The organism is Pantoea sp. BJFS-204 (assembly GCF_049310725.1).
In the GTDB taxonomy this organism is placed as follows: domain Bacteria; phylum Pseudomonadota; class Gammaproteobacteria; order Enterobacterales; family Enterobacteriaceae; genus Pantoea; species Pantoea agglomerans.
This window is the reverse complement of record NZ_JBMOWE010000008.1, coordinates 18,572-41,932: the sequence shown is the minus strand read 5'-3', so window position 1 is coordinate 41,932 and position 23,361 is coordinate 18,572. Positions and strand designations below refer to the sequence as shown.

The window sequence follows — 23,361 nt, the reverse complement described above, 5'->3', positions numbered from 1 at the left end:
GACCACAGCAATGGTCTGAACAGTAATCTTATTGAGAAACGAAAAATGAAAAAAAAGACCTTAATGTTAAGTGCGCTGGCGTTGAGCCTGAGCATGGCGCTCGCCCCTGTTACTGTTTCTGCTGCGCAAACGGCCTCTTCCGATAGCCTGCAACAGCCAAGTCTGGCACCGATGCTGGAGAAGGTGATGCCGTCTGTGGTCAGTATCAGCGTCGAGGGGACCACCACGGTGAAAACCCCGCGTATGCCGCAGCAATTTCAGCAATTCTTTGGCGACAATTCGCCATTCTGCCAGGATGGTTCCCCGTTCCAGGGTTCACCGATGTGCCAGAACGGCGACGGTGCAGGCGGTAACGGCGGCGCGCCAGTGCCTGATACACAGCAGGAAAAATTCCGTGCTCTGGGATCGGGTGTCATCATTAACGCTGACAAAGGCTATGTGGTAACTAATAACCACGTCGTGAATAATGCCACCAAAATTCAGGTACAGCTCAGCGACGGTCGTCGCTATGACGCCAAAGTCATCGGTAAAGATCCCAGCTCTGACATTGCCCTGATTCAGCTGCAGGAAGCCAAAAATCTTACCGCAGTCAAAATCGCTGACTCTGACAACCTGCGCGTCGGCGATTATACCGTGGCGATCGGCAACCCTTATGGTCTGGGTGAAACGGTCACCTCAGGTATCGTCTCCGCGCTGGGACGCAGTGGCCTGAACGTGGAAAACTACGAAAACTTTATCCAGACAGATGCGGCCATTAACCGTGGCAACTCCGGTGGTGCGCTGGTTAACCTCAACGGTGAACTGATTGGGATTAACACCGCCATTCTGGCGCCCGATGGCGGCAACATCGGTATCGGCTTTGCTATCCCCAGCAACATGGTGAAAAACCTGACGGCACAGATGGTCGAGTTTGGTCAGGTGAAACGCGGCGAGCTGGGCGTGCAGGGGACTGAGCTGAACTCCGAGCTGGCAAAAGCGATGAAGGTCGACGCACAGCGTGGTGCCTTTGTCAGCCAGGTGCTGCCAGACTCGGCTGCCGCCAAAGCCGGTATTAAGGCGGGCGACGTCATTGTCTCGATGAACGGTAAACCGCTGAGCAGCTTTGCTTCGCTGCGTGCGGAAGTGGGCTCACTGCCGGTTGGCACCACCCTGAAACTGGGGCTGCTGCGTGACGGCAAACCGGTCGATGTCTCTGTTAAGTTGCAGCAGAGCAGCCAGTCAAAAGTGCAGTCCGCGACCATCTACACTGGCATTGAAGGCGCCGATCTCAGCAATATCGAAGCGGGTACCAAAGGTGTCCGGGTTGATAACGTGAAACCGGGCAGTGCTGCGGCGCGTATCGGCCTGAAAAAGGGCGATGTGATCCAGGGCGTTAACCAGCAGGTAGTGACCAACCTGGGTGAGCTGCGCAAAGTTCTCGACAGCAAGCCGTCCGTTCTGGCGCTGAATGTGAAACGCGGCGACAGCAGTATCTATCTGCTGATGCAGTAAGCGAACAGCAACGGATGAAGAGGCGGACTGCGGTCCGCCTTTTTTATGTCCACTTTCTGCCTCGTCAGAGTGTGATGCTCACCGCAAATTCGGCAAATGACGGCCTGGCTCTGTGCAATTGCACAATGTTCTGCGTGCTGTGCATGCGTATTCTGTTTCTCCCCCCTCTTTTCAGGAGTAATGGATGGCTACCTATCACCTTGATGCCCGGCTGGCACAGGATATCGTGGCGCGCACCATGAAAATTATTGACAGCAATGTCAACGTGATGGATGCGCGGGGCCGGATTATCGGCAGCGGTGACCGGGAACGTATTGGGGAGTTGCACGAAGGTGCACTGCTGGTGCTCTCTCAGGGGCGCGTTGTCGACATCGATGAGGCCGTGGCTAAACATCTTCATGGCGTGCGGCCTGGCATTAACCTGCCGCTGCGCATTGATGGTGACATCGTCGGGGTGATCGGCCTGACCGGCGAGCCGCTGGCGCTGCGGCATTATGGCGAGCTGGTCTGCATGACCGCGGAGATGATGCTGGAGCAAGCCCGGCTGCTGCATATGCTGGCGCAGGACAGCCGTCTGCGTGAAGAGCTGGTGCTGAACCTGATCCGCAGCGATACCCTGTCGCCACAGCTGACCGAATGGGCGCAGCGGCTCGGGATCGATCTCAATCAGCCGCGTGTGGTCGCCGTGGTGGAAGTGGATAGTGGTCAGCTCGGCGTCGACAGCGCGATGTCAGAGTTACAGCAGTTGCAAACGCTGCTGACCACGCCGGAGCGGGACAATCTGATCGCGATTGTGTCACTGACCGAAATGGTGGTGCTGAAACCGGCCCTGAATGGGCATGGGCGTCACGATCAGGAAGATCATCGCCGCCGCGTAGAGCAGTTACTACAGCGGATGAAAGAGAGCGGTCATCTTCGGATGCGTATCGCGCTGGGCAACTTCTTTACCGGACCCGGCAGCATCGCACGCTCTTACCGGACGGCGCGCACCACGATGATGGTGGGCAAGCAACGTATGCCCGAGGTGCGCAGCTATTTTTATCAGGATCTGGTGCTGCCCGTGCTGCTCGACAGCCTGCGGGGTGGCTGGCAGGCCAATGAGCTCGCCCGGCCACTGGCGAAGCTCAAGAGCATGGATAACAACGGCTTGCTGCGCCGTACGCTGATCGCCTGGTTTACCCATAACGTCCAGCCGAGCGCCACCGCGCGTGCGCTGTTCATTCATCGTAATACGCTGGAATACCGGCTGAACCGGATTTCTGAACTGACCGGACTGAATCTTGGCCATTTTGATGACAGGCTGTTGCTCTATGTTGCTTTGCAACTGGATGAGCAGGGCTGAAGTGAAGATTTGCGGCATAAAAAAGGCCAGCAATGCTGGCCTCTCTGGTCGGGCAGGAAATTAACGACCGTTACGGGTTAATTTTTCCAGATCCGATTCAATTTCAGTGATCTTATGTGAAACCACGCTTTCCAGGTGACGCAGGTCATCCAGAATTTTGCGTTTCAGATCCACTTCAACCTGATCGCGCTGGCAAATCTGGTCCAGTTCATCGATGACATAACGCAGATTCGGGCTGATTTCCTGAACTTCTTTGTAGCCCTGGGTCGCGTGATCGGCAACAACCGTTTTGCGCTGGCGCGGATATTTGAATTTAACGCTCTTCGCGAAAAACTCACCTTTATCTTTGCGGAAGTAGATTTTCAGAATGTCGTTATTGGCTTCCTGACGCAGGCTATAGCGGTCAATGTCGTCCGGGTTACTGATACCTAAGCTTTTCAGATTGTCATACATAGCGTTGTTTCCATCAAAAGTGAGAAGCGCGCAGACTTGTTCATGACGTCCGTCAACTGTAGACATAAATAAGCGGGATGAACATTGCGCGACAGGATTTAACTGGCGCGGATTATGACCTGGATAAAAACTAAACGCACCAGTTAATTCGCGACGCGAAGCATGTTATTCAGGAATCACTGTAAAGAAAAGATGACGGGCTGGAAACCAGCCCGTCGCTTAAATCAGTCGATGGTGCGCAGCAGTTCGTTGATGCCTGTTTTGCCAAGCGTTTTCGCATCCACTTTCTTCACGATCACGGCACAGTAGAGGCTGTAGCTGCCATCTTTAGAGGGCAGGTTACCTGAGACCACCACGGATCCCGCAGGAACACGGCCGTAATGCACTTCGCCGGTCTCGCGGTCATAGATTTTGGTGCTCTGACCGATGTAAACGCCCATTGAGATCACGGAACCTTCTTCAACAATCACGCCTTCAACGATTTCAGAGCGCGCGCCAATGAAGCAGTTATCTTCGATGATGGTCGGGTTCGCCTGCAGCGGCTCCAGCACGCCACCGATACCCACGCCGCCAGAAAGATGAACGTTTTTACCAATCTGCGCACAGGAACCAACGGTCGCCCAGGTGTCCACCATGGTGCCTTCATCCACAAAGGCGCCAATGTTGACGTAAGAAGGCATCAGCACCGTGTTGCGGGCGATATAGGCACCCTGACGCACAGCCGCAGGCGGCACGACGCGGAAACCGGCTTCTTTGAAACGTGCTTCATCCCAGCCAGCAAACTTCATCGGCACTTTGTCGTAAAAGCGGGTTTCTGCACCTTCCATCACCTGATTGTCATTGATGCGGAAAGAGAGCAGTACGGCTTTCTTCAGCCACTGATGCGTTACCCACTCGCCGTCGATCTTCTCAGAAACGCGCAGTGCACCGCTGTCCAGCAGGGCGATCACCTGGTTGATGGCATCACGGGTTTCGCTGTCGACGCTGGCGGGTGTGATGTCAGCGCGACGTTCGAAGGCGGATTCAATAACGCTCTGTAACTGTTGCATATTTTTTTCCTGATCTGTCATGTGCGATGCCGGGCAATACCCCGACACAAGTAAAGAGATTAATGTTTACAAATCGAGTCTGGTCACACTTTATCGTTTGGATTAAGGGCCTCTGTCAACCGTTGTCGCAACGCTTTTCGCATTTCTTCGTCCAGTGCCTGACGTTCACTGTTGGCCAGAATAAACAAATCTTCGACCCGCTCGCCGATGGTGCTGATGCGTGCGCCATGCAGTGAGACTCCGAGATCGGCAAAGACTTCACCGACCCGCGCCAGCAGGCCTGGCTGATCCAGCGCCACCAGTTCCAGATAGCTGCGACGATCGGTATGCGTCGGCAGGAAATTGACCTCGGTATCGACGCTGAAATGCCTGAGTTTGGCCGACGGACGGCGGGTACGCGGGGGCGCCCACTCTGACTGGGTTATCGCCTGCTCCAGCGCCTGAATGATCATTGGATGGCGATCCGGAGAGAGCGGGCTGCCATCCGGCTCCAGCACAATAAAGGTATCCATCGCCATGCCGTCGCGGCTGGTAAAGATTTGCGCATCGTGCACGCTGAGATTACGGCGATCGAGTTCACCTGCCACGGCGGCAAACAGGTGCGGGCGATCGGGACTCCAGATAAAGATTTCGGTCCCGCCGCGCGTGGCCTGCGGACTGACCAGCACCAGCGGTTTTTTCAGGTCGTGAACCAGCAGGTGACGGGCATGCCAGGCGATCTGATTCGGCGTATGGCGCAGGAAGTAGTCAGCGCGGCAGCGATTCCAGATCTGGTGCAGACGCTCTTCATCGATGTTGTCCATCCGCAGCAGCGCCAGCGCCTGCAGGCGATGATGACGCACCCGCTCACGCAGATCCGGACTATTTTCCATGCCGCGTCGCAACTGCTTCTCGGTGGCGAAAAAGAGCTCACGTAACAGGCTCTGCTTCCAGCTGTTCCACAGACTTTCATTGGTGGCGCAGATATCGGCTACGGTCAGGCAAACCAGATAGCGCAGCCGGTTCTCATTCTGCATCACCTCGGCGAACTGCTGTATCACCGTCGGGTCCTGAATATCGCGCCGCTGTGCTGTCACCGACATCAGCAGATGATGACGCACCAGCCAGGCCACCAGCTGGGTTTCACGTGAGTTGAGACCGTGCATTTCAGCAAAGTCGAGCGCATCCTGCGCGCCGAGAATAGAGTGATCGCCGCCGCGCCCTTTGGCAATGTCATGCAGCAGCGCGGCCATCAGCAATAGCTCCTGTTGCGGCAGGCGCGGCCATAACTCGACGCACAGTGGATGCTGCGGGCGGGTGCTTTCAGTGGCAAAACTTTCCAGCTTCTGCAACACCCGAATGGTGTGCTCATCTACGGTGTAGGCGTGAAACAGATCGAACTGCATCTGTCCGACGATATGGCCCCACAGCGGCGTATAAGCCCACAGCACGCTATAGCGATGCATTGGCACCAGCGCCCGGCTGACCGCGCCGGGATGGCGCAGAATCGACATAAAGGTGCGGCGCGCTTCCGGAATCTGACACAGCGGCTGTTTAAGATGACGACGCGCATGGCGCAGGTGACGCAGGGTGGTGGAGTAGATCCCTTTGATGCTGTCATTACGCACCATGACGTAGAACATGCGCAGGATTGCCTGCGGCTCTCGCCGGAACAGCGTTTCGTCGCGCAGGTCGATCAAATCGCCACGCAGCTGGAAATCGTCATCAATAGGCCTGGGCTTTTCGTTGGTGGAGAGCGCCAGAATCGCCTCATCAAACAGCTGCAGCAGCATCTGATTCAGTTCGCCGATACGCCGCGTGACCCGATAGAAATCTTTCATCATCCGCTCGACCGGCTCATTGCCCTCGCCCTGATAATTCAGGCGTTGTGCCACGCTGAGCTGGCGATCAAACAGCAGGCGATTATCGTAGCGGGGCAGGGAGAGGTGCAGGGCAAAGCGGATGCGCCAGAGAAATGCCTGACATTCGTTGAGTTCGCTGCGCTCCGCGTCGGTGAGGAAACCAAAGCCGACCATCTCATCCAGCGTGGTGGCGCCAAAATGGCGTCGGGCGACCCACTGCAGCGTATGAATGTCCCGCAGGCCACCGGGGCTGCTTTTAATGTCCGGTTCAAGGTTATAGCTGGTGCCGTGATAACGCTTGTGGCGCTCCTGCTGCTCTTCAATTTTGGCGGCGAAAAAGCAGGATGAGGGCCAGAAACCATCGCTGAAGATGTTTTTCTGTAATTCCAGAAACAGCGCCACATCGCCGGTCAGCATGCGTGACTCAATCAGATTGGTGGCAACGGTCAGGTCAGATAACCCCTCCAGCAGACACTCTTCCAGCGTGCGAACGCTGTGACCCACTTCCAGCTTAAGGTCCCACATCAGCGTTAACAGGTCGCTGGTGCGCTGCGCAGCCTGTTCATCCAGCGGCTGGCGGCTCAGGATCAGGACGTCAATATCAGAGAGCGGATGCAGTTCGGCACGGCCATAGCCGCCGACGGCGACCAGCGCGATAGCCGGCATCTCATCAAAGCCAAAGAAGCGCCACAGGCGACGCAGCAGACGATCGATAAACAGCGTGCGGGCATCAATCAGCGGCTCAACGGGTTCACCGGCATCAAAAGCGGCGGCCAGATGTTGCTGAAACTGCTCCAGCCGCGGCTTCAGAATGTCACGTGTCAGCTGGTCGTCACCCCATTCGGCTGGCGAATCGACCAGACCGTTTTTCACATCTTCTGACAGACTCACGCTCATGCAGCTCTTCTCTTTTTTAGCCAAAAAAAAGCCGGCTCAGCGCCGGCTTGATCTGTAATGGGGGAATTACCCTTCGGCGACGAGCACAGCGGGCAGCGTGTCGTCTTTGCGCAGGGTTAAAATCTCACAGCCGTTCTCCGTCACCACAATAGTATGCTCATACTGCGCGGACAAGCTGCGATCTTTGGTTTTTACCGTCCAGCCATCTTTCATGGTGCGGATGCGGTAATCCCCGGCATTGACCATCGGTTCTACCGTAAAGGTCATGCCCGCCTGGAGTACCACGCCGCCATCATCGGCATCGTAATGCAGCACCTGAGGCTCCTCATGGAAACCCTTGCCGATACCGTGGCCGCAATATTCGCGCACCACAGAGAAGTCGTTGGCTTCAACATATTTCTGGATGGCGCGGCCCAGTTCGCGCAGGCGGATGCCGGGCTTGATCAGACGCAGTGAGAGATAGAGGCTCTCCTGCGTGACACGGCACAGGCGTTCGCCCTGAATGGTCGGCTTACCGACGATAAACATCTTTGAGGTATCGCCGTGGTATTCATCTTTAATTACGGTGACATCGATATTCACTACATCACCATCTTTTAACGGACGATCATCGCTGGGGATCCCGTGGCACACCACTTCATTCACCGAGATGCAGACCGACTTCGGAAAGCCGTGATAGCCGAGGCAGGCGGAGACGGCCTGTTGCTTTTGAGTAATGTGATCGTGGCAGATGCGGTCCAGTTCACCGGTGGTCACACCCGGTTTTACGTAAGGCTCGATCATCTCCAGCACTTCGGCGGCCAGTCGGCCCGCGACGCGCATTTTTTCGATTTCTTCAGGGGTTTTAATTGAAATTGCCATTAAATTAATCCGCAGTTGTCGAAATTTTCGACAATAATAAGTTCTGTGCTGTCATGTTAGCAGCCAGCAAATGGGCTGCCAAATAGAGAACGCGCTGACCTCCGTCAGCGATCATTTATTGGCGTCCCTGGGCTGGTTGTGGTATAAAGCGCGCCGACGATTCTCTGTATGGCCGTTTCGGTCAGCAGGAAACGCATAACTCTCATTATGTGTAATAAAACACACATGTATCGACACATACGCCGGGGTGCCTTGAAAGAGGTCGGTCGTATGGGATACATGGAGGCCCAACCCCAATCAAACTTTAGAGGTTTTATCATGGCAACTGTTTCCATGCGCGACATGCTCCAGGCTGGTGTTCACTTCGGTCACCAGACCCGTTACTGGAACCCAAAAATGAAGCCATTCATCTTTGGTGCTCGTAACAAGGTTCACATCATCAACCTGGAAAAAACTGTACCTATGTTCAACGAAGCTCTGGCTGAACTGAACAAGATCTCTTCCCGTAAAGGTAAGATCCTGATCGTAGGTACTAAGCGTGCTGCTGCTCAGGCGGTAAAAGAGTCTGCACTGAGCTGCGACCAGTTCTTCGTAAACCACCGCTGGTTGGGTGGCATGCTGACTAACTGGAAAACCGTGCGTCAGTCAATCAAGCGTCTGAAAGATCTGGAGATTCAGTCTCAGGATGGTACTTTCGACAAACTGACCAAAAAAGAAGCGCTGATGCGTGCGCGTGAGCTGGCCAAGCTGGAAAACAGCCTGGGCGGTATCAAAGATATGGGCGGTCTGCCAGACGCGCTGTTTGTTGTCGATGCTGACCACGAACACATCGCAATCAAAGAAGCAAACAACCTGGGTATCCCGGTATTTGCTATCGTTGATACCAACTCAGATCCAGATGGCGTTGATTTCGTTATCCCAGGTAACGACGATGCGATCCGTGCTGTAAACCTGTACCTGACTGCCGTTGCGACCACCGTTCGCGAAGGCCGCTCTCAGGACCTGGCTGAGCAAGCTGAAGAAGCGTCTTTAGAAAACGCTTAATAAGGTTTGCTCTGCATAAGAGCCCTTAGCATTCAGATGTGATCTGTAAGGGGCCTATACTGGCCCCTTTATTTTATCTAAGTCTGTTACGCCCCCAACCGGACGGCGGGACAGAGTAAATTTTCCGCAAATAAGTGTCTGCTGGTGCAAACGTACACAGGCACGAACCGAGGATTCTGGAATGGCTGACATTACCGCTGCATTGGTAAAAGAACTGCGTGAGCGTACTGGCGCTGGCATGATGGATTGCAAAAAAGCGCTGACTGAAGCGAATGGCGACATTGAGCTGGCGATTGAGAACATGCGTAAGTCTGGCGCAATCAAAGCAGCGAAAAAAGCAGGCAACGTTGCTGCTGATGGCGTAATCAAAACCAAGATCGTTGGCGACTACGGCGTGATTCTGGAAGTAAACTGCCAGACTGACTTCGTTGCAAAAGATGGCGGTTTCCAGGCGTTCGCAGACAAAGTTCTGGATGTGGCTGCAGCTGATCGCGTTACCGACGTTGAAGTTCTGAAAGCGCAGTTCGAAGAAGAGCGCGTTGCACTGGTTGCTAAAATCGGTGAGAACATCAACATCCGTCGCGTTGCTATCCTGGAAGGCGCAGAGCTGGGCAGCTACCTGCACGGCGCACGTATCGGCGTTCTGGTTTCAACCAAAGGCGCTAACGAAGATCTGATCAAACAGATCGCGATGCACGTTGCGGCAAGCAAGCCTGAATTCGTTAAGCCAGAAGACGTTTCTGCTGACGTGGTTGATAAAGAGTACCAGGTTCAGCTGGACATCGCGATGCAGTCTGGCAAGCCAAAAGAGATCGCAGAGAAGATGGTTGAAGGCCGTATGAAGAAATTCACCGGCGAAGTCTCTCTGACTGGTCAGGCTTTCGTTATCGACCCAAGCAAAACCGTTGGCCAGGCTCTGAAAGAGCAGGGCGCTGACGTTATCAACTTCATCCGCTTCGAAGTTGGTGAAGGCATCGAGAAAGTTGAGTCTGACTTCGCTGCAGAAGTTGCAGCAATGTCCAAACAGTCTTAATGCTTTGAAAGAACCGCCAGATGGCGGTTCTTTTTTGTCTGTGAATCGCAACAGATACGTTTTCAGTTTCATCCCAATAGCAATTTCATTGCGGTAAGCGGATGATCGATCAGAATTTACTTCTCCTTTACACCCAATCTTCCAGGAAGAACTGACCATGGCGACCAACGCAAAACCTGTTTATCAACGTATCCTGCTTAAACTCAGCGGCGAAGCCCTGCAAGGCGCTGAAGGTTTTGGTATCGACGCGAGTGTGCTTGACCGCATGGCACAAGAGGTAAAAGAGCTGGTTGAACTGGGCATCCAGGTTGGCGTGGTGATTGGCGGAGGGAACCTGTTCCGTGGAGCGAGCCTGCAGCAGGCCGGCATGAACCGCGTTGTGGGTGACCACATGGGTATGCTGGCAACCGTGATGAACGGCCTGGCGATGCGTGATGCACTGCACCGCGCCTATGTGAATGCACGCCTGATGTCAGCGATTCCACTGAATGGCGTCTGTGACAACTACAGCTGGGCAGAAGCAATCAGCCTGCTGCGTAACAACCGCGTGGTGATCTTCTCCGCCGGTACCGGTAACCCGTTCTTCACCACTGACTCTGCAGCGTGTCTGCGCGGCATTGAGATTGAAGCGGACGTCGTGCTGAAAGCGACCAAAGTGGACGGCGTCTACTCTGCGGATCCGGTGAAAAGCCCGGACGCAACGCTGTATGAGCAACTGACCTATGCTGAAGTGCTGGATCAGGAGCTGAAAGTGATGGATCTTGCGGCCTTTACCCTGGCGCGTGACCACAAATTACCTATCCGTGTTTTCAACATGAATAAGCCTGGCGCACTGCGTCGCGTAGTGATGGGTGAAAAAGAAGGCACCCTGATTACGCATTAATACCCGAGGCGAGATAAAATAAGGTATATTCTGTCAGCGCGATGATAATGCATCGCGCACCAGTCAGGATTATCGATGATTATCGATCCCGCTTCCGGTTACGCCGGAACTGGCCAGGTCAAACCGAATCCAAGGGTTTCAACGTGATTAACGACATCAAAAAAGATGCTGACACGCGCATGGAAAAATGCGTTGAAGCATTCAAAACCACCATCAGCAAAGTGCGCACCGGTCGTGCTTCACCTTCGCTGCTCGACGGCATCGTCGTCGAATATTACGGCACGCCGACGCCACTGCGTCAGCTGGCTTCTGTCACTGTGGAAGATTCACGCACGCTGAAAATCAACGTGTTTGATCGTTCACTGAGTCCGGCAGTCGAAAAAGCGATCATGAAGTCCGATCTCGGTCTGAACCCAAGTTCAGCCGGTACCGACATCCGTGTTCCGCTGCCTGCGCTGACAGAAGAGCGTCGTAAAGATCTGATTAAAATCGTGCGCGGCGAAGCCGAGCAGGGCCGTGTGTCGGTACGTAACGTCCGTCGCGATGCCAACGATAAAATCAAAGCGCTGCTGAAAGATAAAGAGATCAGCGAAGACGACGAACGTCGTGCGCAGGATGAAGTGCAAAAAATGACCGATGCGTACATCAAGAAAGTTGATGCTGCACTGTCAGAAAAAGAGACGGAGCTGATGGATTTCTAATCCCATCACTGCCGGACAAAACGCCGTACAGAGAGGTATTCGTATGAATGCGACATCTGGCGGCGTTTTACATTGTGCCTGTGGGCACGCTGACTTCACACGGATAGCTTCATGAAGCGATTAACTCTGCTGGGATCCACCGGCTCAATCGGCACCAGTACGCTGGCGGTGGTGCGCGCCAACCCGGCGCTTTATCAGATTACGGCGCTGGTTGCCGGCCATAACGTGGCGCTGATGGCCGAGCAGTGTGCGGCCTTTACACCGCGCTACGCCTGCATGGCAGACGAGGCATCCGCCGCTGCGTTGCGTGAGCGACTGAGAGCAATCAGGGTCAATACTGAAGTGCTCTCCGGCGTTCAGGCAGCCTGTGAGCTGGCCGCGCTGGATGAGGTGGATCAGGTGATGGCGGCGATCGTTGGCGCATCGGGTTTGCTGCCGACGCTGGCGGCCATTCGCGCCGGAAAAACGGTGCTGCTGGCCAACAAAGAATCGCTTGTCACCTGCGGCCGTTTGTTTATGGAGGCCGTGCGTCATCATAACGCACAGTTACTACCGGTCGACAGCGAGCATAACGCCATTTTTCAGAGTTTACCGGCTACCATCCAGCATCAGTTAGGTTACGCTGACCTGCGGGATAATGGCATTGAGTCGATTATCCTTACGGGATCGGGTGGTCCTTTCCGTGACACAGATTTAGCGGATCTCAGCGCCATGTCGCCAGATCAGGCCTGTGCACATCCGAACTGGTCGATGGGGAGAAAAATCTCTGTCGATTCGGCCACCATGATGAATAAAGGTCTTGAGTACATTGAAGCCCGTTGGTTGTTTAATGCCAGCGCAGCGCAGATGGAAGTGATACTCCACCCACAGTCGGTGATTCACTCCATGGTGCGATACTGCGATGGCAGCGTGCTGGCTCAATTAGGTTCTCCTGATATGCGTACGCCGATTGCCCACAGCATGGCCTGGCCTTCGCGCATCAATGCAGGCGTGACGCCGCTGGATTTTACCCGCATGTCGGCGCTCTCCTTTGCAGAACCTGATTTTAGTCGCTACCCCTGTCTGAAACTGGCCATTGATGCCTGTGATGCAGGGCAGGCGGCGACCACCACGCTGAATGCAGCCAACGAGGTTGCCGTCGCGGCTTTCCTGAATCACCAGATCCGCTTCACCGACATTGCCGCGCTTAATAGTGAGGTGATGGCGGCACAAGTGTGTCCGGAGCCGGATTCGGTGGACGCTGTCCTTGAAATCGATCGCACTGCGCGCGCGCTGGCGACAGAAATGTTGCCGCGTTTCACGTCGTGATGCCGATCGTTATGAGGCCATTTGTTCGCTTCAGGTGAAAATGATATAGTCGCTGGCTCGCGTTTCACGGTCTGTCACCGAATTCGGTGTGGCCCGGCACTGAGAGTGTGTCGGGATTTGAATCGGGCGCAATGTATTCAGAAACCACAGCATTTCTGATGAAAGGAATTGGTTAAGCGTTATGTCGTCTAACAATCACAACAACACTGATGACCAGCAGGGAAACGGTCCGCGCCACGTCGCTATCATCATGGATGGCAATGGCCGCTGGGCCAAAAATCAGGGAAAATTGCGCATTTCAGGCCACAAAGCTGGCGTTAAATCGGTACGCCGTGCCGTCAGCTTTGCGGTCAGTAACAATCTTGAAGCCCTGACGCTTTACGCCTTCAGCAGTGAAAACTGGAGTCGTCCGCCGCAGGAAGTCACCGCGTTAATGGAACTCTTTGTCTGGGCGCTTGATAGTGAAGTGAAGAGCCTGCACAAACACAATGTTCGCTTACGCGTCATTGGCGATACCAGCCGTTTCAGCCCGCGTATTCAGGAACGTATTCGCCGTTCTGAGACGCTGACCGCAAATAATAGTGGCCTGACGCTCAACATTGCTGCCAACTATGGCGGCCGTTGGGATATTATCGAAGGCGTGAAAAAACTGGCTGAACAGGTTCAGGAAGGATTACTGCGACCTGACCAGATTACCGAAGAGAGCCTGACGTCGCAGCTCTGTATGCAGGAGCTGGCGCCAGTGGATTTAGTGATAAGGACCGGGGGAGAGCATCGGATTAGCAACTTCCTGCTGTGGCAGATTGCCTATGCTGAATTCTATTTTACCGATGTGCTCTGGCCGGATTTCGATGAACACGTTTTTGAAGGTGCACTGAATGCATTCTCTCTGCGGGAGCGTCGTTTTGGCGGCGCTGCACCAGGCGGCGCCTGAGCAATCTGGGGGTAACCTTTGCTGAAGTCTCGTCTGATTACCGCGTTGATATTAATTCCGCTGGTAATAGCTGCACTGTTCTGGTTACCGCCTGTTGGCTTCGCCCTGACAACCATCGTTATCTGCATGCTGGCAGCCTGGGAATGGGGTCAGTTTGCAGGGATGGCATCACGGCAACAGCGCGTCTGGCTGGCTGTACTTTGTGGTCTGCTGCTGGCGCTGATGCAGTTTACGCTGCCACCTTATCAACACACGGTGCATCTGCCACAGATCGCGACATCGCTTTGGGCGTCGCTGGTGTGGTGGGTCGTTGCACTGCTGCTGGTGCTCTCCTATCCCGCTTCTGCGGCCTTCTGGCGCCATTCGCGTCCCCTTCGCTTACTGTTTGGCGTGTTAACGCTGGTCCCTTTTTTCTGGGGCATGGTGGCGCTGCGCCAGTATCACTATGACACCGACCACTTCGCCGGTGCCTGGTGGTTGCTGTTTGTGTTGCTGCTGGTATGGGGAGCGGATTCAGGTGCTTATATGTTTGGCAAGATGTTCGGCAAGCACAAGCTGGCGCCAAAGGTCTCACCAGGCAAAACCTGGGAAGGCTTCCTGGGCGGTCTGGTCACCTCGGCGCTGATTGCAGTGCTGTTTGCGACGCTGGCGCCACTGACGGTTTCCACCGGTACGCTGGTGATTTGCGCGATTATCGCGACGCTGGCCTCTGTGCTGGGCGACCTCACTGAGAGCATGTTTAAACGTGAAGCGGGCATCAAAGACAGTGGTAATCTGATTCCTGGTCACGGCGGCATTCTTGATCGTATTGATAGTCTGACTGCGGCGGTGCCGGTGTTTGCCTGTTTATTGCTGCTGGTGTTTCGCACCCTTTAAGGACAGGCAAAGATGTTGAGCATACTCTGGAGTTTCGTCGCCTTTATCGTTGCGCTGGGCGTATTAATTACCGTTCATGAGTTTGGCCATTTCTGGGTCGCTCGTCGCTGTGGCGTCAAAGTTGAGCGCTTTTCCATTGGTTTCGGTAAGTCGCTCTGGCAGCGCCGTGATCGCCACGGCACCGAATTTGTCATCGCGCTGATTCCCCTTGGCGGCTACGTTAAAATGCTCGACGAGCGTGTTGAAAGCGTGCCAGCCGAATTTCGTCATCAGGCTTTTAACAACAAAGCCGTCTGGCAACGCGCCTCCATCATTGCGGCAGGTCCTGTCGCTAATTTCATCTTTGCCATCTTTGCCTACTGGGTTGTGTTTATTCACGGCGTGCCCGGCGTGCGCCCGGTAATCGGTGAAATTTTAAACGGTTCGGTGGCTGCGGAAGCTCAAATTACGCCCGGCATGGAACTTAAGGCTGTTGACGGTATCGAAACGCCTGACTGGGATGCTGTGCGTATGGCGCTGGTGGGTAAAATCGGCGACAGCAGCACCACCTTAACGGTGGCTCGATTTGGCGAGGACGCGACCCAGCAGAAACAGCTGGATTTGCGTAACTGGCAGTTTGAGCCTGATAAGCAGGATCCGGTCGTCGCGTTAGGGATTCAGCCACGCGGTCCGCAGATTGAGACCACGCTGGCAGAAGTGCAGGCGAACTCGCCAGCCAGTGAAGCCGGTTTGCAAGCAGGCGACAGGATCGTTAAAGTCGATGGTCAGCCATTATCGCAGTGGCAGACTTTTGTCATGCAGGTCCGGGATAACCCCGGCAAAAGCATGGCGCTTGAGGTGGATCGCGGCGGTGAGTCTATTGCGCTGACGATGACGCCAGAAGCGAAATCTGGCAGTAAAGCGGGATTTGCGGGTGTCATTCCGCGCATTGTTCCTCTGCCAGAAGAGTACAAGACGGTAAGACAGTATGGCGCGTTTGCGGCTATCGGTGAGGCTAGTGTAAAAACCTGGCAACTGATGAAGCTCACCGTCTCCATGCTGGGCAAGTTAATAACCGGTGATGTGAAGCTGAACAACCTGAGCGGGCCAATTTCGATTGCGCAGGGTGCAGGGTTGTCAGCAGAGTATGGGTTGATTTACTACCTGATGTTCCTGGCGTTGATTAGCGTCAACCTGGGCATCATCAACCTGTTCCCTCTGCCGGTTTTAGATGGTGGGCACTTGCTCTTCCTGGCGATCGAAAAGATCAAGGGTGGACCGGTGTCCGAGCGAGTTCAGGACTTTAGTTATCGCATCGGTTCAATTTTACTGGTGCTGTTAATGGGGCTTGCACTTTTCAATGATTTCTCACGTTTGTAACCGCTGGAACGCGAACATTCGAGGGATGTGTTAGGAAAACGCATAACAACGATGGCGATGAAAAAGTTGCTCATAGCGTCGCTGCTGTTTAGCAGCGCCACCGTTTACGGTGCAGACGATTTCGTAGTGAAGGATATTCATTTCGAAGGGCTGCAGCGAGTCGCCGTCGGCGCGGCTCTGCTGAGCATGCCAGTACGGGTTGGCGATACGGTGAATGACGATGATGTCAGAAATACCATTCGCTCGCTGTTCGCTACTGGCAACTTTGAGGATGTTCAGGTCCTGCGAGACGGTACAACGCTGATTGTCCAGGTCAAAGAACGTCCTACCATTGCCAGCATTACCTTCACCGGTAACAAAGCGGTGAAAGAGGATCAGCTCAAACAAAATCTGGAAGCCTCAGGTGTCCGTGTCGGCGAAGCGCTGGACCGTACCACCATCTCCTCTATCGAGAAGGGGCTTGAGGATTTCTACTACAGCGTAGGTAAATATACCGCCAACGTGAAAGCCGTGGTCACGCCACTGCCGCGTAATCGTGTGGATCTGAAGCTGGTCTTTACTGAAGGTGTCTCTGCAAAAATTCAGCAGATCAACATCGTCGGTAATAAAGCCTTTAGCTCCGATGAGCTGATTTCCCGCTTCCAGCTGCGCGATGAAGTGCCATGGTGGAACGTGGTCGGCGATCGTAAATATCAGAAGCAGAAACTGGCGGGTGACCTCGAGACCCTGCGCAGCTTCTATCTGGATCGTGGCTATGCACGCTTTAACATCGATTCGACGCAGGTCAGCCTGACGCCTGATAAAAAAGGCATCTACATCACGGTGAACATCACCGAAGGTGACCAGTACAAAATCGCTGGCGTGATCGTCAATGGCAGCATGGCGGGCCATTCAGCAGAAATTGAACATCTGACCAAGATTCCGGCGGGCGAGCTTTATAACGGCGCCAAAGTCACGAAAATGGAAGATGACATCAAGAAACTGCTGGGCCGCTACGGCTATGCCTATCCGCGCGTGGCAACACAGCCAGAAATCAACGACGCCGATAAAACCGTAAAACTGCATATCAATGTGGATGCGGGTAACCGTTATTATGTCCGTAACGTCCGTTTCGAAGGCAATGACACGTCGAAAGACTCCGTGTTACGTCGCGAAATGCGTCAGATGGAAGGCGCGTGGCTGGGCAGCGATCTGGTTGAACAGGGTAAAGAGCGCCTGAACCGTACCGGTTACTTTGAAACCGTTGATGTGGATACTCAGCGTGTGCCAGGTTCGCCGGACCAGGTTGACGTGGTCTACAAGGTTAAAGAACGTAACACCGGTACCTTTAACTTCGGCGTCGGCTACGGCACCGAAAGTGGTGTGAGCTTCCAGGTCGGCGTCACGCAGGATAACTGGCTGGGCACCGGTAATACCGTGGGCATCAGCGGGACCAAGAACGATTACCAGACCTATGCTGAATTCTCGCTGACTGACCCTTACTTCACCGTTGATGGTGTCAGTCTGGGTGGTCGTCTGTTCTACAACGACTTTAAAGCAGATAACGCGGACCTTTCTGACTATACCAACAAAAGTTATGGTCTGGATGGCACGCTTGGCTTCCCGGTTAACGAAAACAACACCCTGCGTGTCGGTCTGGGCTATGTCCACAATGACCTGTCAAACATGCAGCCGCAGGTGGCGATGTGGCGTTATCTTGACTCGGTCGGCAAGCCGCAGCAGCTCAATGATGAAGGTGATTTCTCAGCAGATGACTTCACCTTTAACTACGGCTGGACTTATAACACCCTTGACCGCGGCTTCTTCCCGACGTCCGGTAACCGTACCAACCTGAACGGTAAGGTGACGATTCCGGGCTCGGATAACAGCTTCTATAAGGCCACGCTGGATACTCAGCAGTATGTGCCGATTAACCAGGATCGTACCTGGGTGCTGTTAGGCCGTGGTCGCGTAGGTTATGGCGATGGTCTCGACGGCAAAGAGATGCCGTTCTACGAGAACTTCTACGCCGGTGGTTCAAGCACCGTGCGCGGCTTCCAGTCCAACACCATTGGACCGAAAGCAGCCTACTTAAATAACAACTCGTCGAACTGCCGAATCGCCGATCCAAATGGCGTCTGTAAGTCTGACGATGCGGTGGGCGGTAACGCCATGGCGATTGCCAGCCTTGAGCTGATTACGCCAACGCCGTTCCTGAGCGAGAAGTATGCTAACTCGGTTCGTACCTCGGTGTTTGTCGATGCCGGTACAGCGTGGGATACCCATTGGGAAAATACCGCGGAAACGCGTGCGGCGGGCATTCCTGACTACAGCGATCCAAACAATATCCGTGTATCCAGCGGTGTTGCGCTACAGTGGATGTCACCGCTCGGCCCGCTGGTGTTCTCTTACGCCCAGCCGATGAAGAAAGTCGATGGAGACAAGTCAGAGCAGTTCCAGTTTAACATTGGTAAAACCTGGTAATGTTCTGAGCATGGATGCATAGCTGAAGTATTGCTGCCGGACAGCACCTGTTGCTGTTCCGGGGCAAACACTGTGTCGCTGACACAAACGTTGATGGTAAGGAGTTTATAGTGAAAAAGTTGTTGTGTGCCGCAGGTCTGGGTCTTGCTTTAGCGGTCTCCGCTGGTGTTCAGGCTGCCGACAAAATTGCAGTGGTAAACGTGTCCAGCATTTTCCAACAGTTACCGCAACGTGCGACTGTTGCTAAACAGCTGGAAAACGAGTTCAAAGGCCGTGCAACTGAGTTGCAGAGCCAGGAGCGCGATCTGCAAACCAAAATGCAGCGTCTGCAGCGTGACGGTTCTACCATGAAGGCGAGCGAACGCAGCCGTATGGAAAAAGATGTCATGTCTCAGCGTGAAGCTTTCTCTACAAAAGCCCAGTCTTTTGAGCAGGATAATCGCCGTCGTCAGATGGAAGAGCGTAACAAGCTGCTGAGCCGTATTCAGGATGCCGTGAAGAAAGTCGCTGACAGCGATGGTTACGACGTCGTGATCGACGCTAACGCGGTGGCTTATGCGTCAAACGCAAAAGACATCACTGCTGACGTGCTGAAACAGGTTAAATAATTCATGTCATCTATTCGACTGGCTGATTTAGCCCAGCAGTTGGATGCAGAATTGCACGGAGATGGCGATATCGTCATCTCCGGCATTGCTTCTATGCAATCCGCCACAACTGGCCAAATCACTTTTCTTGCAAACAGCCGTTACCGCGAGCAACTCGCCCTGATTAAGGCCTCAGCCGTGGTGCTGACGGAAGCGGATCTGGAGTGGTGCAATACCGCAGCGCTGGTGGTGAAAGATCCCTACCTGACCTATGCGCGTATGGCACAAATACTCGATACCACGCCACAGCCAGCGCAAAATATTGCCCCCAGTGCAGTGATCGATCCCTCAGCCCGACTCGGCAGCAACGTCGCCATTGGCGCCAATGCGGTGATCGAAGCGGATGTTGAACTGGGCGATAACGTGGTCATTGGTGCAGGATGTTTTGTTGGCAAAAAAACCCGTATCGGCAGCGGTACCCGTCTCTGGGCCAACGTCTCTGTTTATCACGAAATTGAAATCGGTCAGGATTGCCTGATTCAGTCAGGTACCGTCATCGGTTCTGATGGTTTCGGCTATGCCAACGATCGTGGTAACTGGGTGAAAATCCCGCAGTTAGGCGCGGTGATAATCGGCGATCGCGTAGAAATAGGTGCCTGCACCACTATCGATCGCGGTGCGCTGGATAACACTCTGATCGGCAATGGTGTTATCATAGACAACCAGTGCCAGATCGCTCACAACGTAGTTATTGGCGACAATACTGCGGTTGCAGGCGGTGTGATCATGGCGGGTAGTTTGAAAATTGGGCGTTACTGTATGATTGGCGGTGCCAGCGTCATTAACGGCCATATGGAAATCTGTGACAAAGTAACGGTGACCGGTATGGGTATGGTCATGCGTCCTATCACAGAGCCTGGTGTCTATTCATCAGGCATTCCGCTGCAACCCAACAAAACCTGGCGCAAAACTGCAGCGCTGGTGATGAACATCGATGACATGAGCAAACGCTTAAAAGCCATCGAGCGCAAGGTCGGCAAAGACGACTAACCGCCATCCCAAAACTGACCGGCTTTCATAATAAAAATGTTAAGCAGGGAAGCCCGGCGCCACAGAACCTATTTGCGGCCTGCGGAAGATCATTTTGATCTGTGCAGGCCGTGTTATTGATGTCATCAGATTTTTAGGACAGGAAGAGTATTTTGACTACTGAAACTCATACTCTGAAAATTGAAGAGATTTTAGAGCTGCTGCCGCACCGCTATCCGTTTCTGCTGGTAGACCGCGTGCTGGAATTTGAAGAGCACAAATACCTGCGTGCAGTGAAGAACGTTTCTGTTAATGAACCGTTTTTCCAGGGGCACTTCCCTGGTAAACCGATTTTTCCTGGCGTTCTGATCCTGGAAGCGATGGCGCAGGCTACCGGTATTCTGGCGTTTAAAAGCGTAGGTAAACTGGAGCCAGGCGAACTCTACTACTTTGCCGGTATCGACAGTGCCCGTTTCAAGCGCCCTGTGGTACCTGGCGACCAAATGATCATGGAAGTCACTTTCGAGAAAACCCGCCGTGGTCTGACCCGCTTTAAAGGCGTGGCGACTGTCGACGGTAAAATCGTTTGTGAAGCGACCATGATGTGTGCCCGCAGCCGGGAGGCATAATTCGTGATTGATCCAACAGCCACTATCCATCCCAGTTCTGTCATCGAAGAGGGCGCTATTATTGGCGCCCGCGTTCACATTGGCCCGTTTTGCTTTATTGGTGCGAATGTTGAGATCGGTGAAGGAACGGTACTGAAGTCACATGTTGTGGTGAACGGCCACACGCGCATCGGAAAAGATAATCAGATTTATCAGTTCGCCTCAATTGGCGAAGTGAATCAGGATCTGAAATATGCCGGTGAGCCAACACGGGTTGAGATTGGTGATCGTAACCGCATCCGTGAAAGCGTGACGATTCATCGCGGCACCACGCAGGGTGGCCAGGTCACCACTGTGGGCAGCGATAATCTGCTGATGGTTAATGCTCACATCGCGCATGACTGCGTGATTGGCAACCGCTGTATCTTCGCCAACAACGCCACCCTGGGTGGTCACGTGACGGTCGATGATTTCGCCATTATTGGCGGCATGACAGCGGTACATCAGTGGTGCATCATCGGTGCTCACGTGATGGTTGGCGGCTGTTCGGGCGTGGCGCAGGATGTGCCGCCTTACGTTATTGCGCAGGGCAACCACGCTACGCCGTTCGGGATCAATATCGAAGGTCTCAAGCGTCGTGGCTTCAGCAAAGAGTCGTTGCACGCTATCCGCAACGCCTACAAGTTGCTCTATCGCAGCGGCAGAACGCTGGAGGAAGTGAAACCGGAGATCGAAGCCATCGCACAGCAGCACAGCGAAGTGCAACCTTTCTACGATTTCTTCACCCGTTCAACCCGTGGATTAATTCGTTAATCCATGTCAGCGCGTCCCTTAACGATTGCCCTGGTCGCCGGAGAAACCTCCGGCGATATTCTTGGTGCAGGTCTGATCCGTGCCCTGAAAGCCCGTCATCCGGATGCACGCTTTGTCGGCGTGGCGGGTCCCCTGATGCAGGCAGAAGGGTGTGAAGCCTGGTATGAGATGGAAGAGCTGGCGGTGATGGGCATTGTCGAGGTGCTCGGTCGCCTTCGACGCCTGCTGACAATCCGTCGCGATCTCACCCGGCGTTTTACCGAACTCCGACCCGATGTCTTTGTCGGGATTGATGCGCCCGATTTCAATATCACGCTGGAAGGCAATCTTAAACGCACTGGCATTCGCACTATCCACTATGTCAGCCCCTCGGTGTGGGCATGGCGGCAAAAGCGTGTCTTTAAGATTGGTCGTAACACCGACCTGGTGCTGGCGTTTCTGCCATTTGAAAAAGCTTTTTACGATCGCTATAACGTTCCCTGTCGTTTTATCGGTCACACCATGGCGGATGCCATGCCGCTGCAACCCGATAAGCTGGCTGCACGCCGTCATCTGGGCATTGCCGATGATGCGCTCTGCCTGGCCTTGCTGCCCGGCAGCCGGGGTGCGGAAGTGGAAATGCTCAGCGCCGATTTTCTGAAAACCGCTCAGTTGCTGCGTCGTCACTATCCGGCGCTGGAAATCGTGGTGCCGCTGGTCAACGCCCGTCGCCGCGAACAGTTTGAGAAGATTAAAGCCGAAACCGCCCCCGAACTGCCGATGCATCTGCTTGATGGTCAGGGACGTGAGGCGATGATTGCGAGCGATGCCGCACTCCTGGCGTCAGGCACTGCCGCACTGGAGTGCATGCTGGCAAAATGCCCAATGGTCGTCGGTTATCGCATGAAGCCGGCCACCTTCTGGCTGGCGAAACGGCTGGTCAAAACCCCTTACGTCTCGCTGCCAAACCTGCTGGCAGGGCGTGAGCTGGTCAAAGAGTTACTGCAGGATGAGTGTCAGCCTGAAGCCCTGGCCGCAGCGTTAGATCCGCTGCTGCATGCCGGGCCTGAGCGAGAAACACTCCTGCAGACGTTTCATGAATTACATCAACAGATCCGCTGGAACGCCGATGAGCAGGCAGCGGATGCGGTACTGGAGCTGGTGAATGCCTGATTTTATCTATCCTGTCGCCAGACTGATTGCCGGTGTGGACGAAGTGGGGCGCGGTCCGCTGGTTGGCGCGGTCGTTACTGCCGCGGTGATCCTCGATCCGGCAAACCCGATTACCGGCCTGGCCGACTCGAAGAAACTGTCTGAAAAGCGCCGCCTCGCGTTGTATGACGAAATCAAAGAGAAAGCGCTGGCATGGAGTCTGGGACGCGCAGAGCCTGAAGAGATCGATCAGCTCAACATTCTGCATGCCACTATGCTGGCGATGCAGCGCGCCGTAGCTGGCCTTGGCATTCAGCCCGATTATGTGCTGATTGATGGTAATCGTTGCCCGGCATTGCCAATGCCTTCACAGGCGGTAGTTAAAGGGGATAGTCTGGTTGCCGAAATCAGTGCAGCATCGATCATCGCCAAAGTGTCGCGTGACCAGGAGATGACCGAACTCGATCTGCTGTTCCCGCAGTATGGTTTTGCGCAGCACAAAGGTTATCCGACGGCGCTGCATATGGAAAAACTGACGCAGTATGGCGTCACGCCGCACCACCGTCGCAGTTTTGCGCCCGTACGCAATGCGCTGCTCGATGCTGAAGTACTGGCTGCACGCCAGACCCTTACGCTTTAATAGCCTGACGCTGTTTTA

At 54.3% G+C, this 23,361-nt stretch carries 21 protein-coding genes; 17 read left to right on the top strand and 4 right to left on the bottom strand.

The window, feature by feature from the left end; all coding sequences use genetic code 11:
- Positions 1-45 precede the first annotated feature (45 nt).
- Positions 46-1,491, top strand: a complete 1,446-nt coding sequence (gene degP / locus ACO6VX_RS18900; protein ID WP_010671858.1) for a serine endoprotease DegP — start codon at positions 46-48, stop codon at positions 1,489-1,491.
- A 184-nt stretch (positions 1,492-1,675) separates the two neighbouring features.
- Entirely contained in the window at positions 1,676-2,833 is a 1,158-nt protein-coding gene (locus ACO6VX_RS18895; protein ID WP_010254083.1) for a CdaR family transcriptional regulator, read from the top strand.
- 60 nt (positions 2,834-2,893) lie between these two features.
- On the opposite strand, the gene ACO6VX_RS18890 is transcribed toward ACO6VX_RS18895, so the two are convergent.
- From ACO6VX_RS18890 to map, 4 genes are all read right to left on the bottom strand, one after another.
- Entirely contained in the window at positions 2,894-3,286 is a 393-nt protein-coding gene (locus tag ACO6VX_RS18890; protein ID WP_010254085.1) for a DUF3461 family protein, read from the bottom strand.
- A gap of 224 nt (positions 3,287-3,510) precedes the next feature.
- On the bottom strand, positions 3,511-4,335 hold the full coding sequence (gene dapD / locus ACO6VX_RS18885) for a 2,3,4,5-tetrahydropyridine-2,6-dicarboxylate N-succinyltransferase (RefSeq protein WP_010671859.1): 825 nt from the start codon (positions 4,333-4,335) through the stop codon (positions 3,511-3,513).
- An 83-nt stretch (positions 4,336-4,418) separates the two neighbouring features.
- Positions 4,419-7,073: a bifunctional uridylyltransferase/uridylyl-removing protein GlnD gene (glnD, locus tag ACO6VX_RS18880; protein ID WP_022625450.1), complete on the bottom strand. Its 2,655-nt coding sequence runs from the start codon at positions 7,071-7,073 to the stop codon at positions 4,419-4,421.
- Positions 7,074-7,139: 66 nt separating this feature from the next.
- Complete coding sequence (gene map, locus ACO6VX_RS18875) at positions 7,140-7,934, bottom strand: type I methionyl aminopeptidase (RefSeq protein WP_010254092.1); 795 nt, start codon at positions 7,932-7,934, stop codon at positions 7,140-7,142.
- Between the two features lie 318 nt (positions 7,935-8,252).
- Here map and rpsB point away from each other — a divergent pair, with 318 nt between their 5' ends.
- The 15 genes from rpsB (at position 8,253) to rnhB (ending at position 23,343) form a co-directional block, all read left to right on the top strand.
- Positions 8,253-8,978: a 30S ribosomal protein S2 gene (gene rpsB / locus ACO6VX_RS18870; RefSeq protein ID WP_008925636.1), complete on the top strand. Its 726-nt coding sequence runs from the start codon at positions 8,253-8,255 to the stop codon at positions 8,976-8,978.
- A 181-nt stretch (positions 8,979-9,159) separates the two neighbouring features.
- Complete coding sequence (gene tsf, locus ACO6VX_RS18865) at positions 9,160-10,011, top strand: translation elongation factor Ts (protein WP_010254097.1); 852 nt, start codon at positions 9,160-9,162, stop codon at positions 10,009-10,011.
- A 157-nt stretch (positions 10,012-10,168) separates the two neighbouring features.
- Complete coding sequence (gene pyrH / locus ACO6VX_RS18860; RefSeq protein WP_010254099.1) at positions 10,169-10,894, top strand: UMP kinase; 726 nt, start codon at positions 10,169-10,171, stop codon at positions 10,892-10,894.
- 143 nt (positions 10,895-11,037) lie between these two features.
- Positions 11,038-11,595: a ribosome recycling factor gene (gene frr, locus ACO6VX_RS18855; protein WP_010254103.1), complete on the top strand. Its 558-nt coding sequence runs from the start codon at positions 11,038-11,040 to the stop codon at positions 11,593-11,595.
- Positions 11,596-11,706: 111 nt separating this feature from the next.
- Positions 11,707-12,903 (top strand): 1-deoxy-D-xylulose-5-phosphate reductoisomerase, encoded by a 1,197-nt coding sequence (ispC, locus tag ACO6VX_RS18850; protein WP_022625453.1) that lies wholly within the window; start codon positions 11,707-11,709, stop codon positions 12,901-12,903.
- A gap of 181 nt (positions 12,904-13,084) precedes the next feature.
- Positions 13,085-13,837: a (2E,6E)-farnesyl-diphosphate-specific ditrans,polycis-undecaprenyl-diphosphate synthase gene (ispU, locus tag ACO6VX_RS18845; protein WP_010254107.1), complete on the top strand. Its 753-nt coding sequence runs from the start codon at positions 13,085-13,087 to the stop codon at positions 13,835-13,837.
- Between the two features lie 18 nt (positions 13,838-13,855).
- Positions 13,856-14,713 (top strand): phosphatidate cytidylyltransferase, encoded by an 858-nt coding sequence (gene cdsA / locus ACO6VX_RS18840; protein WP_010254111.1) that lies wholly within the window; start codon positions 13,856-13,858, stop codon positions 14,711-14,713.
- Positions 14,714-14,725: 12 nt separating this feature from the next.
- Complete coding sequence (gene rseP, locus ACO6VX_RS18835) at positions 14,726-16,072, top strand: sigma E protease regulator RseP (RefSeq protein WP_033780608.1); 1,347 nt, start codon at positions 14,726-14,728, stop codon at positions 16,070-16,072.
- 51 nt (positions 16,073-16,123) lie between these two features.
- Positions 16,124-18,535 carry an outer membrane protein assembly factor BamA gene (gene bamA, locus ACO6VX_RS18830; protein ID WP_010254119.1) on the top strand — a complete coding sequence of 804 codons (2,412 nt, stop codon included), beginning with the start codon at positions 16,124-16,126 and terminating at the stop codon, positions 18,533-18,535.
- 110 nt (positions 18,536-18,645) lie between these two features.
- Positions 18,646-19,143 carry a molecular chaperone Skp gene (gene skp, locus ACO6VX_RS18825; protein WP_010254125.1) on the top strand — a complete coding sequence of 166 codons (498 nt, stop codon included), beginning with the start codon at positions 18,646-18,648 and terminating at the stop codon, positions 19,141-19,143.
- A gap of 3 nt (positions 19,144-19,146) precedes the next feature.
- Positions 19,147-20,172: a UDP-3-O-(3-hydroxymyristoyl)glucosamine N-acyltransferase gene (gene lpxD / locus ACO6VX_RS18820; protein ID WP_010254128.1), complete on the top strand. Its 1,026-nt coding sequence runs from the start codon at positions 19,147-19,149 to the stop codon at positions 20,170-20,172.
- Between the two features lie 152 nt (positions 20,173-20,324).
- Positions 20,325-20,780, top strand: a complete 456-nt coding sequence (gene fabZ, locus ACO6VX_RS18815; protein WP_003852639.1) for a 3-hydroxyacyl-ACP dehydratase FabZ — start codon at positions 20,325-20,327, stop codon at positions 20,778-20,780.
- Between the two features lie 3 nt (positions 20,781-20,783).
- Positions 20,784-21,572, top strand: a complete 789-nt coding sequence (gene lpxA, locus ACO6VX_RS18810; protein WP_010254134.1) for an acyl-ACP--UDP-N-acetylglucosamine O-acyltransferase — start codon at positions 20,784-20,786, stop codon at positions 21,570-21,572.
- Positions 21,573-21,575: 3 nt separating this feature from the next.
- Complete coding sequence (gene lpxB / locus ACO6VX_RS18805) at positions 21,576-22,724, top strand: lipid-A-disaccharide synthase (protein WP_010254138.1); 1,149 nt, start codon at positions 21,576-21,578, stop codon at positions 22,722-22,724.
- Entirely contained in the window at positions 22,717-23,343 is a 627-nt protein-coding gene (gene rnhB / locus ACO6VX_RS18800) for a ribonuclease HII (RefSeq protein ID WP_022625455.1), read from the top strand. The genes lpxB and rnhB overlap by 8 nt, the downstream gene beginning before the upstream one ends.
- Positions 23,344-23,361: the final 18 nt, after the last annotated feature.

Coding starts and splice junctions, on each gene's coding strand:
- dapD (WP_010671859.1), bottom strand. CDS start 4,335: ATGCAACAGTTACAGAGCGTTATTGAATCCGCCTTCGAACGTCGCGCT.
- rpsB (WP_008925636.1), top strand. CDS start 8,253: ATGGCAACTGTTTCCATGCGCGACATGCTCCAGGCTGGTGTTCACTTC.
- ACO6VX_RS18895 (WP_010254083.1), top strand. CDS start 1,676: ATGGCTACCTATCACCTTGATGCCCGGCTGGCACAGGATATCGTGGCG.
- pyrH (WP_010254099.1), top strand. CDS start 10,169: ATGGCGACCAACGCAAAACCTGTTTATCAACGTATCCTGCTTAAACTC.
- glnD (WP_022625450.1), bottom strand. CDS start 7,073: ATGAGCGTGAGTCTGTCAGAAGATGTGAAAAACGGTCTGGTCGATTCG.
- ispC (WP_022625453.1), top strand. CDS start 11,707: ATGAAGCGATTAACTCTGCTGGGATCCACCGGCTCAATCGGCACCAGT.
- ispU (WP_010254107.1), top strand. CDS start 13,085: ATGTCGTCTAACAATCACAACAACACTGATGACCAGCAGGGAAACGGT.
- rnhB (WP_022625455.1), top strand. CDS start 22,717: ATGCCTGATTTTATCTATCCTGTCGCCAGACTGATTGCCGGTGTGGAC.
- tsf (WP_010254097.1), top strand. CDS start 9,160: ATGGCTGACATTACCGCTGCATTGGTAAAAGAACTGCGTGAGCGTACT.
- degP (WP_010671858.1), top strand. CDS start 46: ATGAAAAAAAAGACCTTAATGTTAAGTGCGCTGGCGTTGAGCCTGAGC.
- rseP (WP_033780608.1), top strand. CDS start 14,726: ATGTTGAGCATACTCTGGAGTTTCGTCGCCTTTATCGTTGCGCTGGGC.
- lpxB (WP_010254138.1), top strand. CDS start 21,576: ATGTCAGCGCGTCCCTTAACGATTGCCCTGGTCGCCGGAGAAACCTCC.
- map (WP_010254092.1), bottom strand. CDS start 7,934: ATGGCAATTTCAATTAAAACCCCTGAAGAAATCGAAAAAATGCGCGTC.
- lpxD (WP_010254128.1), top strand. CDS start 19,147: ATGTCATCTATTCGACTGGCTGATTTAGCCCAGCAGTTGGATGCAGAA.
- bamA (WP_010254119.1), top strand. CDS start 16,124: ATGGCGATGAAAAAGTTGCTCATAGCGTCGCTGCTGTTTAGCAGCGCC.
- ACO6VX_RS18890 (WP_010254085.1), bottom strand. CDS start 3,286: ATGTATGACAATCTGAAAAGCTTAGGTATCAGTAACCCGGACGACATT.